Source organism: Desulfosporosinus sp. SYSU MS00001 (assembly GCF_049943955.1).
Taxonomy (GTDB): Bacteria; Bacillota; Desulfitobacteriia; order Desulfitobacteriales; family Desulfitobacteriaceae; genus Desulfosporosinus.
Window position 1 is genome coordinate 59,882 of the sequence record NZ_JBNFTW010000006.1, and the last position, 13,229, is coordinate 73,110.

The following is a 13,229-nucleotide window of genomic DNA, read 5'->3' on the forward strand; positions in this document are numbered from 1 at the left end:
TTACAGCCCCTTTTACATACGCTTGTTTAGGCAATGCCACCATTTTGATTAATTAATTTACTCGCCTTACTATGTGCATTGGTGGCTTCGTTCGCTAAACGTAAGTAGATATTTCTTAAATCGCCGTGATGAGCCCGAGTTGCTAAGGTCATATAGCCCATGGCAGCACTTGCGGCATCTTTTTCATAATCATAAAGCATATCCAAATCAGTAAAGTCGCCCATTCTAATTCCCCCTTTTCTACTGGATTTCGTTAAATCCCTTCTTGAAGTACCCTATAACGTCTTCCAAACCTTTGGCCTGCTCCTTAAAAAATCCCTTTACAGCAGGATCTTTGGCCATTTCATGGTACATAAGGCACTTTTTCATGGCTGTTTCGTTTTCAATGATGCTTCGAGTCAGCATACCTTGATCTAGAAGTTTTTTCATTTCCATCTCATTGAGTTGCATTTTTTGGTCCCTCCTTCTTGGAACTTATTCCATATAACAGTTTCAGGATTTGTAAAATCACTAAAAATTATTCACAAAACCAAAACTTCTTCTTTAAATAACTGGACAAACGCCCATACCGCTGTACTTTTTCTTGAAGAGATGTTTCATTATCTAAATAGAGAGGGAGGCTTTTAAGATTTGGAAATGCCGGACTTTAAACGAGTAATCCGTGGCTATGAACCGGAAGCTGTCGATCAAGCTTGGGCTGAAACAGATCATCAGTTATCCGAAGCAAATGCTGCTAATAAAGAACTTCGTTTGCAAATTAATAACCTGCGGGAGCAAAATACAGAATGGGGAAATCGTCTTAAAAGTTATGAAACGATGGAAAGTGACTTAAGAGACGCTTTACTGAGTGCCCAGAGAGTAGCTAATCAAATTCGCGAAGAAGCCGATAAACATGCTGAAACTTTGATTAAATCGGCACGAGATGAAAGTGACGCCATCATCAGCGAAGCGAACCGTCTTGCAGAAGAAAGGAAAACAGAAATGGAGGCAGACCTCGTCGAAAAAAGGCATGAGATTATTCAATTGCAAGAAGAAATTAAAGCATTAATAACTAAAAAAGATGAACTCCAAAACCTTGTTGAACAAAGCATTCAACATTTAGAAATTGTTCAAAACTTATTAGGTAATCCTTCCCAAACTCAAACTTTATTGCAGCAGGAGAAAGGCTCTTGAACTGGTTCAAGAGCCTTTCTCATACTATAACCTTTACCTTTAGTAACTAAAGTTGTCACAACCGTAATCCATACTTATTCCAACGCTCATCAACTAATTTGATTGTAGCTTCATCGGGAAGGACTTCGCCAGGGTAATCCGGCTTCATTCGGGCATCGACTAAAATGGGCCCATGATAAATAAGGCGATGATGTCTGACTTCTGTAGAAGCATAAATATCGTGAGCTGGGTCAAAACGAGTAAAAACTTGCCATAAAAAGCCTGTAACGTCAAGGGCTAAATCAAGGTCATCAACTAAGACAAGAAAGGGCCAGTTCTTAAAAGGTTCATCTTCAAGATGAGTCAAAACATCCCTGGCCAATTCTGGTGCGTCTTTAAACGATTGGGACTCTAATATTAAACAGCCGGCACAAAATGGTCTAATGCGGGAAACGCCAGGCAGCTTTCCGGCGTCAAATTGTCGGGGCAAATCTCGTTTTGCACTTCCTAAGCCAAGCAAAATTGCTTTGCTGCCATGGTTTAGTCTACGCCCTGTATAGTCTAAAGTATCCATGGAAGTTTCGCTTAATATCATAAGATCAGATTCCGGTTCAAAGCGGGCGAGGACAGTTTCAAATAAGAGTTTAAAATTCTGCAGATCCAGTTGTACATCCGTTAGAATCAGGAATTTTGTTAAGGTTAGCTGCCCTTCCCCAAGAATTCTAAAGGCGTGAGCCAACGCTTCCCGGCGATAACTTTCTCGAACAATAGCGGCAGCCAAAGCATGAAAACCAGTCTCTGCATAAGTCCAGAGTGCCTTTACTCCAGTCATGACCATCGGAAACATTGGAGACAAGAGGGACTGTAAATATTCGCCGATAAAATAATCTTCTTGACGAGGTTTACCAACAACCGTTGCAGGATAAATGGCATCTCGTCTATGGTAGATTGCCTGAACGTTGAAAACGGGAAAATCGTGTGTTAATGAATAATAACCATAATGATCTCCAAAAGGGCCCTCAGGCCTGCGGACAAAGGGAGAAACCTTACCGCAAATGGCAAACTCAGCCTCTGCAATGAGCGGGTGAGGATGAGAAGGAATATCAACTCGAGAGAGCTTTTCTCCCATCAAAAAAGAGGCAAAAATTAACTCAGGCAGCATTTCAGGAAGCGGCGCTATAGCAGCAAGGATCAAAGCCGGCGGGCCTCCCAAAAAAAGAGTTGTAGGAAGGTCTTGTTCGAGCTGTTCTGCTTCAAAATAATGAAACCCTCCCCCTTTATGTATTTGCCAGTGGATTCCTGTCTCTTGCTGATTGTAGATCTGGATTCGATACATGCCAAGATTATGTTCTTTCGTCACAGGATGCTCAGTGTATACCAAAGGCAAGGTCACAAAAGGACCGCCATCTTCGGGCCAACTCGTCAATACAGGAAGACGAGTTAAATCAACGGACTTCTCCTGAATTTCAAGAACAGGAGCTTTTCCCGATTTCATAGAACGCAGACCGCTTTTGGCCAGAGAGATAATCCACTCCTTTTCCTGCCAAAGCAGCGACGGTTTTGGCGGAAGCAGGCGATTTAGAGCAGCTACCGCTCTTTGAACAATTTCTTCCGGCTTTGGCCCAACAGCTAAATCAACTCTTTGCCGTGTACCAAATAAATTAGTCACAACTGGAAATTTACTGCCTTTTACTCGTTTGAATAATAGGGCAGGCCCTTCTGCTTGAATAACTCGGCGGTGAATTTCAGCGAGCTCCAGGTATGGGTCAACTTCTGCCTCAATTTCTATGATTTGCTTTTCCTGTTTAAGAGTCGTGATAAACTGACGTAAATTGGAATGCATAAAACACCTTCTTCAATAGTATCATTGGAGCTATGGTTTAGTTTCAGTGAGAAGTCTCTGAAACCCCATCTGATTCCAGGAAATTCAATACAGTTCGAGTAAGATTGTTACAATTCTGTATAATTTGACCTAATTCCTGCGAATTCAAGAGATCCGAATGGATACCTGCAGTGATGGTCACAGGAAACAAAATTGCCTGTGCAAGTGCTTCGGCCATAGTTCGGGCAACTTCTACATCTTTATGCCCCGGAACCGGTGTAATATAGACATCTGAACTCCACCCCTCTCCTTGCAAACTTTGACGGGGCAGAGCAAGAACAACCCCACCAACATGAGGCTTTTCTCCTCCTGTTAAAAGACCTTGCAGTCCATTGCCTGTATCGATAAGAGTTAGCAGTACTTGACAGCGTCCCACTCCTTCTTGCCACTGATATGACATTAATTCTGAATGTTTATCAAGCATTATTGAACCTCCCCACCTCTCTGTTTAACATCTATTCCGCTTTATTATACAATTTGGTCTTAATTATAGACAAGTTTTTGCTGCATTGTTAACCATGTTTGGAGGTTATAAAGAAACCTTCGGCTCCGCCTTTCTTTGTCAAAGCGGAAGCCAAAGGTTTTTATCAATATCTGAATAGACCAACTATGGTTTTAAGTTGATAAAGCTCTAAATATATAGTCCCCTGCAGCATCAATTTCAACTACTATTTTTTGCCCATCTTTTATCTCAGCCTGTAATAATTTAAGTGCCAAGGGGTTCTGGAGATGTTGTTGAATAACACGTTTCAGCGGCCTTGCTCCATAAACAGGATCATAACCTTCGTTGGCCAGTTGCTGCAAGGCCTGATCTGTTATCTCTAAGGATATATTACGTTCATGCAAACGTTTGCGTAAATGGCCCAGTTGAATCTCAACAATTTGTCCAATGTGTGCCCGATCAAGAGGATGAAAGACGATGACTTCGTCAAGACGATTAAGGAATTCAGGGCGAAAATGCTGCCGTAATTCTTCGTTGATGGCTGAACGAACTTCTTCCTGGGGAGCATTTCTGCGGGATAGTTCCTGAATTATAGGACTGCCAATATTACTCGTTAAAATAACTACGGTATTTTTAAAGTTGACAATTCTTCCCTGACCATCGGTAAGCCGTCCGTCATCCAAGAGTTGTAACAATACATTGGTTACATCACTATGGGCCTTCTCCGTTTCATCAAATAAAATAACACTATAGGGCTTACGACGTACGGCTTCCGTTAATTGACCACCTTCCTCATAACCAACATAGCCGGGAGGAGCTCCGATCAGACGAGCTACCGTGTGCTTCTCCATATACTCCGACATGTCGATCCGCACTAATGCTTGATCATCATCAAAGAGGAACTCCGCTAGGGCTCGTGCCAATTCTGTTTTGCCCACTCCGGTAGGCCCCAAGAAAAGGAAAGAACCTAAGGGGCGATTAGGGTCCTGCAGACCGGCACGGGCTCGTCGAACGGCATCTGAAACGGCGCGTACAGCCTCATCCTGTCCAATCACTCGTTGATGAATTCGTTCCTCCATCTGGACAAGTTTCTCCATCTCGCTTTCCATCAATTTGGAAACAGGAACATGGGTCCAAGTAGCTACAATTTCGGCAATATCTTGCTCTACTACTTCTTGCTTTAACAGAGAATCTTGTTTACTCTGGAGCTTTTCTTCTTCATCCTTTAAGTTTTTCTCCAGGCTGGGAATTATCCCGTATTGTAATTCTGCTGCTTTATTATAGTCTAATTGTTGTTGAGCTTGTTCCATAAGATTTCGAGAACGATCCACTTCTTCTTTAAGCTGTTGAATCTTCGTCAGGATTTCCCGTTCGCCCTGCAGTTGAGCCTCTAGAGCTGACCGTTCCTCTTTAAGATTAGCAAGTTCTTTTTCGATTTTGCCTAAACGCTCTTTGCTTGCTTCATCTTTCTCCTTCTTGAGGGCTTCCCGTTCAATTTCCAGCTGCATAATTCGGCGTTTAATTTGGTCTAACTCATAAGGATCACTCGTTATTTCCATCCGCATCCGTGCAGCGGCCTCATCAATTAAATCAATGGCCTTGTCAGGCAGAAAACGATCACTGATATAGCGATCCGACAGTACTGCAGCCGCAATAATCGCTCCATCGGTTATGCGAACCCCGTGATGCGTTTCATAACGTTCCTTTAAACCTCTTAGAATTGAAATAGTATCTTCCACACTAGGAGCATCAACAATAATCGGCTGAAAACGACGCTCCAGAGCAGCATCTTTCTCGATATGCTTACGATATTCTGCCAGAGTAGTAGCTCCAAGCATGCTTAGTTCTCCGCGAGCTAACATAGGCTTCAGCATATTACTGGCATCCATGGCTCCTTCAGCTGCCCCCGCACCCACGACCGTGTGCAATTCATCAATAAACAAAATTACATCGTCACGATTGTGAATTTCTTTCAGGACTGCTTTTAAGCGTTCTTCAAATTCCCCGCGATATTTAGCCCCAGCAATCATCGTTCCAAGATCAAGGGCGATGACTTGTTTATCTTTAATTGCCTTGGGGACGTCACCGCGAACAATTCTTTGAGCTAGCCCCTCAACAATCGCGGTCTTTCCGACTCCTGGTTCTCCAATCAACACCGGATTGTTTTTAGTTCGTCGAGATAGAGTTTGGATCACCCGACGAATTACCTCATCCCGTCCGATGACAGGATCTAAACGTCCGCGTTTAGCCTGCTCAACTAAATTCAAACCGTATTGTTCCAAAGCAGCATAGGTCCCTTCTGGGTTTGGGCTTGTTACCCGCTGTGTTCCTCTCACTTCCCGCAAGGCTTGAAGTAGATTTTCCCGAGTTAATCCAACTTGTTTAAGAACCTTTTCGGCGGCTCCTCCGGCCTTTTCCAGAATGGATAACAGGATATGCTCAGTGCTTACATATTCATCGCCAAAGGTTGACATTTCGTCATGAGCCGCAACCAAGACTGTCCGTAAGCGGGGAGATATTGTAATTTGAAGGTTCCCGCCGCTTATGCGCGAAAATTGGTTTATTTCTTGACGCAGGGATTGAACAAGAACCCCAACTGCCAGATTCAGTTTTGCTAAGACTTGGGGAACCACGCCGTCTCCCTGTTCCAGAAGTGAAAGCAGTAAATGTTCCGGTTCAACCTGACTGTTTCCGTTCCGTTCTGTCAATGCTTGCGCCTGAGCAATTGCTTCTTGGGATTTTTGAGTAAATCGATTTGTATCAAATGCCATGGTTACACTCTCCTCTCTAAATTAAAGTTAAATAAGAATGTTTACTCGGTTATACCCCGTTTTTGAGCTAATTCACGAAGGGCATCAAGTTCTTGTGGATTCAAATTTTCCGGAAGTACGATTGATAATTCCGCTAACAGGGCTCCGTATTGGTGGGGTTGTTCTAATTTTGGCATTCCTTTTCCCTTCAAGCGAAACTTTTTCCCACTTTGAGATAAAGGTGGAATTTTAAGAAGGACTTCCCCGCCAAAGGTCGGAACGCGAACTTCCCCCCCAAGGATTGCCTTATAAAAATCGACCGGCAAAATAATTTTTAAGTCATCACCATCTCTGCTGAAACGTGGATCGTCGCTGACCGTAATATTTAGATAAAGGTTTCCTGCAGGACCCCCAGCAATCCCAGGACCGCCTTGTCCGGCCAAGCGAACCTTTGACCCCATCCTTACACCTTTGGGAATCTTAGCCTCAATTTGCTTTTCTCCAGTTCTAATAACCCTTTTAGTGCCATTGTACGCTTCCTCCAAGGTCACTTGGACATCAACGTCAAGATCTTGACCGGCACGCGATCTAACCCCTGTCGAACTGCCACCAAAGCCAAAGGATTGTCCCCCTCCGAAAAGAGTCGAGAAGAAATCCGAAAAACCATCTGCTCCATAAAAGCCCCCAGAACGAGCTGAACCCCCGAACATTTCTGCAAACTCTTCGGGAGACATGGTATAAGTCTGATGTCCGCCATCACCGGGATGTGCCTGCCATCGGCCCCAATCGAAATCACCGCGTCCGCCGCGCTTCTGCCATTGTTGATAATCCTGCTTCAATTCGTCATACTTTCGCCGTTTCTCAGGATCACTAATTGCTTGATAAGCCTCACTGACCTCTTTAAATTTAGCTTCAGCCGATTTGTCTCCCGGATTTACGTCGGGATGATACTTCTTAGCAAGCTTTTGGTAAGCTTTTTTAATCGTTTTATCATCCGCATCAGGAGAGACCCCCAGAATTTCGTAATAATCTTTAAAATCCATAGTACCACCTCAAATGATCAAACTTTCCACGTCATGATTTATGAGAACTTCCCCTATATTGTCTAAACTTAAAATGCTGCGCTTGGGATATATTGGTTTTATTTTTCCTTGACACTTAGATTATATTCTCTTTTTTGGCGAAGGTCAATAATGGTCAGATATTATCATAAGAATTATTCTTTAATAGCCAACATTATTAATAGAAAAAAGTATGCCTTGAGTAATTACCCAAAACATACCATAATTAACAAACTATTATCTTTAACGAAAACTTCTTTACCATTTAACTGATTTGATCATCCTCAGCAGACGATAATTCTGAGTGAACTCGTTCAGCTAAAGCTGAACATCGGGGCTTCAGATACAATAATGTCCAGTGGACATTATTGCCAAGCCGCCTTTCCCAATAGGAATTCTTAGCGGCGAAGGAGGACTCTACCCCACCTGAAGTTAACGAAGGTCCCACCCCCCTTATAGAAGTGGAGGTCTTAAACACTGGATAAATTGAGCCCAATCTATTTTGAGCGTATTAGAGCGATGCGGTTCATGACGTTGTCTTTGACCAAGCGCAGTAACTCCTCTGCAGACGATTGTGAATCTGCTTTTACGGAGAAATAGAACTTGATCTTAGGTTCTGTTCCAGATGGCCGAACCATAACAAACCCGCCTCCTGCAAAGGAAAATCTCAAAACATTGGAACGCGGAAGTGTTAGGGGATAGGATTGACCTGAAACAAGGTTCTTACCAATTTGTTGCTCATAATCATCGATTTTTTCAATCTGATTACCGCATATTTCACGGATTTCCTCCTGACGAAGTGAGTCCATAATCCGTACCATTTCTTCTTGGCCCCGATGGCCTTCTAAGGTCAAAGATTCCTGAGAATCAAGGTAATACCCATACATTTGGTAAATGGTTTCCAAAACTTCAAAAAGGCTGCGATGTTCCATATTTCTATAATAGAGAGCGGCTTCCGCTAAAAGGACTGAAGCGATAATTCCATCCTTGTCTCGAACGAAGTCTCCCGCAAGATAGCCATAGCTCTCTTCGAAACCGAATTGGAATTTTCCCCAACCACCATCTTCCATTTCTTTTTCCTTTTCAGCAATGAATTTAAAGCCGGTTAGCACATTTTCCACCGCGACCTTAAAATATCGCGCAACCTCATCTGCCAAATCTGTCGAAGCAATTGTTTTGATAATAGCCGCCTTTTCAGGAAGAATGCCTAAATTCTTTTTCTGTGACAGCACATAATAGGTTAACAAGACTCCGATCTGATTGCCTGAAAGCTGACGATAATCACCATTTGGGACCCTTAATACCACACCTAGGCGATCAGAATCAGGATCAGTTGCTAACAACAATTCTGCCTTAACCTTCTTCCCATACTCTCGAGCTAAATCAAAGGTCGTGGGGATTTCCGGATTAGGATAAGGAACCGTCGTGAAATTGGGATCGGGTTGTTCTTGCTCTTTTACAACAGTCACAGAACTAAACCCCAGCTCGGCTAAAGCGCTTCGCACTAGTTTATTTCCTGCTCCATTAAAAGGTGTGTAGACAATTGAAAGCTCCTTACCTCGGTGGACATCCAGCTCAGGGTGAAGGGCGAGTTCTTTCACACGAGAGAGGTAAACGTTGTCAATTTCGGCGCCGATCATCTGAAGAAGGCCTTCTCTTTTAGCTGCTTCTATGGGCATAGGCTCGATTCCCAGCCAACTTTCACGAGCTTCGATTCGAGCGAGAATTTCATCCGCTTTGGCAGGCGGTACTTGCCCGCCATCTTCCCAATAGACTTTGTACCCGTTATATACTTTGGGGTTGTGACTCGCCGTAACAACGATCCCGGCAATCGCTTGAAGTTCTCGAACCGCGAAGGAAAGCTCAGGGGTTGGCCGCAATTCGTCAAACAGGTAAGCTTTAACACCATTTTGAGCCAGGATCAAAGCAGCTTCAAGGGCAAAGTCCGCAGAAAACCAGCGCGAATCATAGGCTATGACGACACCACGTTTCTTTCCCTCAGGTCCGTGATCACAAATGTATTCCGCCAGGCCTTGAGTAACCTTCCTGATAACATACTTGTTCATTCGATTTGTACCTGCGGCCATAATTCCTCTTAAACCACCTGTACCGAATTCTAAGTCCTTATAAAAACGATCCTCAATTTCTTGCTGATCGGTAAGCTGCTTTAATTCTTGTCTTGTTTCTTCATCAAAATAGGGATTTTCTGACCATATTTGGTATCGATCTCGGAAGCTCATCTCGATAATTCCTCCTTATTGCCTTCAGACTTGGAATATGTTCCCTTTTCAGTGAGTATAACATACTCTAATCCGTTAGAACAGCTTGAACGAAACAACTCAAGTGTAAAAGCGAGCTCCTTATATCAATTAGATAATATAAGAAACTCGCTTTTAGATTCGGGTTTGGAATGTTTCAAGGCTTATTAGGTTACAATTTAGGATTAGAATCCGGGTCAAAATACCGCTCCCTTTCGTAACTGCTTATCCCTCTTTATGAACTGGCCTGCGAGTCTGCCCGGACTTAAGGGATTCTAGTCCTATTGACTCTAAGATAGCATTGATCATTAACTGCTCTTTTTGCGTCATAGAAATCTCCTTTCTAATAGAATATTAGATATTTTTTTATTATATACCAATCTCTGTAAATTTTCAAGAGACCATAGGTATAATACTATACTGTAATTTTTGGTAATGACCCCAATTCGCACCAGACCTTACTACTATATGCTTCTTTTCTCCGCATTATTCCAATCTCAAACACATTTCAATCTGCCGTGAATGAGCATATACTCCATTTATTTGAAGAAAAGCAACAATCCAATCTTCCGGTTGGTTTAATAAAGAAAATCCACGCTTACGAAATTTTAGGATCATTGAGGTTATTTCCTCTGCTCCTGCCGTATTTGAACTCCAGACATCGAGTATAGGGCCATTATTCTGTCTGAGGGTTATAATTCCTGCACTACCGTTAGCATTCATTAAAGCTTGAATATTCCGATAGCGTTTTAAATATCCTTGCCGACGCTGCCATGGTGGAATAAAATTGGCCTGCAGACGTTTCTCCAAATATTGCTCTAAGGGAATTTCTTTAAAAGGTTTTATAGTTATAGCAGATAAAGGAGCATTCTCCAGGGAAGCAGTTCGATAAACATAAAGTTGACGAATCCCCGAAAAGCCGATAGAACGATAAACTTTTTGGGCATGATTTTGAACAAGAACTTCTAAATAGACCCTTGCAAGGCCAAGACGTTGGGCCAATTCAATCTGTGCTTTCATCAACGGTTTAAAAAGGCCCTTGCCTCGATATCTTGGATCAATGCTTGTTCCCGCAACCCAGCCATCTGAATCCTTTACGGCTAACAAAGAAAACCCCACGATCTGATTATGTACCCATATGGCGATAGAGTTCGCTAACTCAACTTGCCCAAGTTCCAGCCAAAATTTCATATGCTCCGGAGTATAAGCCATATTATAATAATAACCCTGCCAGCAACGATTCCATAGTTCCACCATTTCAGGCAGCCGAATCCGTTCTAGTGTGGTCACTCTCATAGATTCCATAATGTAAAACTCACTTTGTTTTGTTATTAAAACGACTTTTTCAATGTTTCCAGCTACCACTAGATTGGTTATAAATAGTAAAATAAGAATGTATTATAATTGATAGTAATCGTTTTTCGAAAAAATATCAACGAAAAATATTATCAACTCTTTTATGAAGTAAGAAAGGCGGTCCCAGTAATGCAAGTGTCAAAGATTAGTAACGAAGAACTTCAATTTGCTCATGGTCTTCTTCAATTTATTAAAGAAAGTCCCTCTTCCTTTCATGCAGTGGAAAGCGTTAAACAGCTGTTAATGCCTCATGGCTTTAGCAGCTTAAATCTCGCGGACAAGTGGGAAATCGTACCTGGAGGCAAATATTTTGTCACACGTAACGATTCGGCAATTATTGCTTTTGTAGTCGGTGAAGGAGATCTGGAATCGACAGGTTTTCATTTAATCGGAACTCATACAGATAGTCCTAGTTTTCGTATAAAACCTATGCCTGAAATCCCAACTGAAGGATACCTTAAACTTAATGTTGAAACTTATGGCGGACCAATTCTGAATACGTGGTTAGACCGCCCTCTTTCTTTAGCAGGACGGGTAATCCTGCGCGGAACCTCTAATTTTCACCCTCAAAGCAACCTATTTCGCAGTGAACACCCCTTACTTGTTATTCCCAATATTGCTATTCATTTAAATAGAAAAGCTAACGAAGGTTTTGAATTAAATAAGCAAAAAGATTTGCTTCCGCTGCTCGCTCAAATTAAAGAAAAATTGCAGCAAGAAGGAGTACTTATTGAACATCTGGCAAATACCTTTAATTGCTCCAAAACCGATATTTTAGATTTTGATCTTTTCCTTCATGATCTTCAAGAGGGATGTTTTGTTGGTTTACAACAGGAGTTTATTTCCAGCGGGCGATTAGACGATTTAGCAATGGTACATGCGGCTGCTTCAGCCCTAACTAAGGCCAAAACAGGTTTACCAACTCAGGTTTTAGCCTGTTTTGATCATGAGGAATGTGGAAGCACGTCAAAACAAGGTGCGGCTTCACCTTTTTTAGCACATGTTCTTGAGCGAATTCTTTTAGCACAGAAAAAAGACCGGGAGGCTTTTTTCCGAGCCTTAGAACATTCCTTTTATCTCTCAGCGGACATGACTCACGCTCTTCATCCCAACGCAGGAGAACGACATGACCCTATACACCATCCGCTTCTCAATAACGGACCTGTGATAAAATATAGCGCTAACCAAAGCTACGCTACGGATGCTGAATCGGCGGCGATCTTTTCTTCACTTTGCCATAGTATCAATGTTCCCGTCCAAAAATTCGTCAATCGGTCTGATGAACGAGGCGGATCAACGATTGGTCCTATTACCAGCACTCACCTCGACATTCGATCAGTAGATATTGGGAACCCAATCTTAGCCATGCATTCAGTGCGAGAGCTTGGAGGGACAAAGGACCACTTAGCAATCAAAAATGTCTTTATTCAATTTTATGAGACTTGTTAATTTCCTTTAACAAGAATGTAAAAACGAGAGGTAACTCTGTAAAAACTCGACCGCATAGTCCCGCTGAACAACCATCACTTGATCCTTCGTGGTGCTTAGAGGAATAAAAACAGCAGTGACCTGCTCAAAATCATAAATTTTATTTCCAGTTGCTTGACATATCAAATACCCTTTGTGATTAAATAAATCCTCCAGTCGTTGTACCCCAAGAATACGCTCTGGTATTAACTCAGGATCATGGTCTTCCACATAAATCCCTCCTCAGCACCTAATATATGATAGACTAAATTCTATGCAGGGCAGTTAAATTTTAGGACATAAACAAGAAATAAAACGACCTTAGTTTTTGGATATTATACCGTATATATCCATTTTTTCCTAACTTGAATAATTTGCGGCTAATTCTGGTTGATTATTGTAAGTCTTTTAGATATAATAGAGGTGCTCGAAGTACTTGTGGATTTACACAGACCTTCTCGATTGCCTCAGGCTATGGGAAGACCTTTCTGAACTTCCCATGTCGCGGGTAATAAAAATTAATGGGGGTCTATTATGTTTAACGACAAAATCCTAACTTGTAAAGACTGTGGCCGTGACTTCGAATTTACTGCATCTGAACAAGAGTTTTATGCTGAGAAGGGATTTACAAACGAGCCTGGTCGTTGTCCAGAATGCCGTGCTGCTCGTAAAAACCAAAACAGGAACAATGGAGGATTCTCTCGACAACCTCGCGAAATGTTTCCTGCTATTTGTTCAGCATGTGGTAAAGAAACTACGGTTCCATTTCAACCGTCAGGTGATAAACCAGTTTATTGCCGAGATTGCTACCAATCACGTTCACGTAACAATTGGTAATTATTAATTCTGACGAAAAAACCT

13 protein-coding genes are annotated in these 13,229 nt (G+C 42.2%); 3 read left to right on the forward strand and 10 right to left on the reverse strand.

Translation table 11 applies throughout. The annotated features are described in order from the left end of the window. Positions 1-26 precede the first annotated feature (26 nt). Together ACPUYX_RS12210 and ACPUYX_RS12215 are read right to left on the reverse strand one after the other, a co-directional pair. The gene (locus ACPUYX_RS12210) at positions 27-224 is read right to left on the reverse strand and encodes a spore coat protein (protein WP_426379939.1); all 198 of its coding nucleotides are present in this window, start codon (positions 222-224) and stop codon (positions 27-29) included. A gap of 16 nt (positions 225-240) precedes the next feature. Continuing rightward, a complete protein-coding gene (locus ACPUYX_RS12215) occupies positions 241-450 on the reverse strand; it encodes a hypothetical protein (RefSeq protein WP_426379940.1) in 210 nt (69 codons plus the stop codon). Positions 451-636: 186 nt separating this feature from the next. Between ACPUYX_RS12215 and ACPUYX_RS12220 the strand changes: the two genes are divergently transcribed. Further along, positions 637-1,173, forward strand: a complete 537-nt coding sequence (locus tag ACPUYX_RS12220) for a DivIVA domain-containing protein (protein ID WP_426380125.1) — start codon at positions 637-639, stop codon at positions 1,171-1,173. Positions 1,174-1,228: 55 nt separating this feature from the next. On the opposite strand, the gene ACPUYX_RS12225 is transcribed toward ACPUYX_RS12220, so the two are convergent. The 7 genes from ACPUYX_RS12225 to ACPUYX_RS12255 form a co-directional block, all read right to left on the reverse strand. Beyond that, positions 1,229-2,995 (reverse strand): UbiD family decarboxylase, encoded by a 1,767-nt coding sequence (locus tag ACPUYX_RS12225; protein WP_426379941.1) that lies wholly within the window; start codon positions 2,993-2,995, stop codon positions 1,229-1,231. 43 nt (positions 2,996-3,038) lie between these two features. Continuing rightward, entirely contained in the window at positions 3,039-3,458 is a 420-nt protein-coding gene (locus tag ACPUYX_RS12230; RefSeq protein ID WP_426379942.1) for a hypothetical protein, read from the reverse strand. Positions 3,459-3,649: 191 nt separating this feature from the next. Next, on the reverse strand, positions 3,650-6,247 hold the full coding sequence (gene clpB, locus ACPUYX_RS12235) for an ATP-dependent chaperone ClpB (RefSeq protein ID WP_426379943.1): 2,598 nt from the start codon (positions 6,245-6,247) through the stop codon (positions 3,650-3,652). A gap of 41 nt (positions 6,248-6,288) precedes the next feature. Continuing rightward, positions 6,289-7,269 carry a DnaJ C-terminal domain-containing protein gene (locus ACPUYX_RS12240; RefSeq protein ID WP_426379944.1) on the reverse strand — a complete coding sequence of 327 codons (981 nt, stop codon included), beginning with the start codon at positions 7,267-7,269 and terminating at the stop codon, positions 6,289-6,291. 283 nt (positions 7,270-7,552) lie between these two features. Next, positions 7,553-7,735 carry a hypothetical protein gene (locus ACPUYX_RS12245; protein WP_426379945.1) on the reverse strand — a complete coding sequence of 61 codons (183 nt, stop codon included), beginning with the start codon at positions 7,733-7,735 and terminating at the stop codon, positions 7,553-7,555. Positions 7,736-7,784: 49 nt separating this feature from the next. After that, complete coding sequence (locus ACPUYX_RS12250) at positions 7,785-9,527, reverse strand: phospho-sugar mutase (protein WP_426379946.1); 1,743 nt, start codon at positions 9,525-9,527, stop codon at positions 7,785-7,787. A 504-nt stretch (positions 9,528-10,031) separates the two neighbouring features. Further along, entirely contained in the window at positions 10,032-10,850 is an 819-nt protein-coding gene (locus ACPUYX_RS12255) for a GNAT family N-acetyltransferase (protein ID WP_426379947.1), read from the reverse strand. 180 nt (positions 10,851-11,030) lie between these two features. Here ACPUYX_RS12255 and ACPUYX_RS12260 point away from each other — a divergent pair, with 180 nt between their 5' ends. Continuing rightward, the gene (locus tag ACPUYX_RS12260) at positions 11,031-12,350 is read left to right on the forward strand and encodes a M18 family aminopeptidase (RefSeq protein ID WP_426379948.1); all 1,320 of its coding nucleotides are present in this window, start codon (positions 11,031-11,033) and stop codon (positions 12,348-12,350) included. A gap of 6 nt (positions 12,351-12,356) precedes the next feature. Here the strand turns inward: ACPUYX_RS12260 and ACPUYX_RS12265 are convergent, their stop codons facing one another. After that, positions 12,357-12,599 carry a hypothetical protein gene (locus ACPUYX_RS12265; protein ID WP_426379949.1) on the reverse strand — a complete coding sequence of 81 codons (243 nt, stop codon included), beginning with the start codon at positions 12,597-12,599 and terminating at the stop codon, positions 12,357-12,359. A 303-nt stretch (positions 12,600-12,902) separates the two neighbouring features. Between ACPUYX_RS12265 and ACPUYX_RS12270 the strand changes: the two genes are divergently transcribed. Further along, the gene (locus ACPUYX_RS12270; protein ID WP_088227747.1) at positions 12,903-13,205 is read left to right on the forward strand and encodes a zinc-ribbon domain containing protein; all 303 of its coding nucleotides are present in this window, start codon (positions 12,903-12,905) and stop codon (positions 13,203-13,205) included. Positions 13,206-13,229 lie beyond the last annotated feature (24 nt).

Coding starts and splice junctions, on each gene's coding strand:
- ACPUYX_RS12230 (WP_426379942.1), bottom strand. CDS start 3,458: ATGCTTGATAAACATTCAGAATTAATGTCATATCAGTGGCAAGAAGGA.
- ACPUYX_RS12255 (WP_426379947.1), bottom strand. CDS start 10,850: ATGGAATCTATGAGAGTGACCACACTAGAACGGATTCGGCTGCCTGAA.
- ACPUYX_RS12270 (WP_088227747.1), top strand. CDS start 12,903: ATGTTTAACGACAAAATCCTAACTTGTAAAGACTGTGGCCGTGACTTC.
- ACPUYX_RS12220 (WP_426380125.1), top strand. CDS start 637: ATGCCGGACTTTAAACGAGTAATCCGTGGCTATGAACCGGAAGCTGTC.
- ACPUYX_RS12225 (WP_426379941.1), bottom strand. CDS start 2,995: ATGCATTCCAATTTACGTCAGTTTATCACGACTCTTAAACAGGAAAAG.
- ACPUYX_RS12260 (WP_426379948.1), top strand. CDS start 11,031: ATGCAAGTGTCAAAGATTAGTAACGAAGAACTTCAATTTGCTCATGGT.
- ACPUYX_RS12250 (WP_426379946.1), bottom strand. CDS start 9,527: ATGAGCTTCCGAGATCGATACCAAATATGGTCAGAAAATCCCTATTTT.
- clpB (WP_426379943.1), bottom strand. CDS start 6,247: ATGGCATTTGATACAAATCGATTTACTCAAAAATCCCAAGAAGCAATT.
- ACPUYX_RS12215 (WP_426379940.1), bottom strand. CDS start 450: ATGCAACTCAATGAGATGGAAATGAAAAAACTTCTAGATCAAGGTATG.
- ACPUYX_RS12240 (WP_426379944.1), bottom strand. CDS start 7,269: ATGGATTTTAAAGATTATTACGAAATTCTGGGGGTCTCTCCTGATGCG.
- ACPUYX_RS12210 (WP_426379939.1), bottom strand. CDS start 224: ATGGGCGACTTTACTGATTTGGATATGCTTTATGATTATGAAAAAGAT.